At 69.2% G+C, this 253-nt stretch carries 1 protein-coding gene; it reads left to right on the forward strand.

The genetic code is table 11. The features are described from left to right. Positions 1–253 (forward strand): aldehyde dehydrogenase family protein (locus tag B2R83_RS12965; protein WP_292041850.1); only part of this gene is annotated, 253 nt, incomplete at both ends.

The following is a 253-nucleotide window of genomic DNA, read 5'->3' on the forward strand; positions in this document are numbered from 1 at the left end:
GTGGCGCTGGGCGGCCATGGCCGTGCCAAGATCATGTATTCGCTGGCGCGCCTGCTGCAGAAGCACTCGCGCCTGTTCGCGGTGCTCGAGACCCTGGACAACGGCAAGACCATCCGCGAGACCCGCGACGCCGACCTGCCGCTGGCCGCGCGCCACTTCTACCACCACGCCGGCTGGGCCCAGCTGCAGTCGGAAGAATTCGCGGACTACCGCGCCGTGGGCGTGGTCGGCCAGATCGTGCCGTGGAACTTCC

The organism is Massilia sp. UBA6681 (assembly GCF_002454935.1).
Lineage (GTDB): Bacteria > Pseudomonadota > Gammaproteobacteria > Burkholderiales > Burkholderiaceae_D > Telluria > Telluria varians.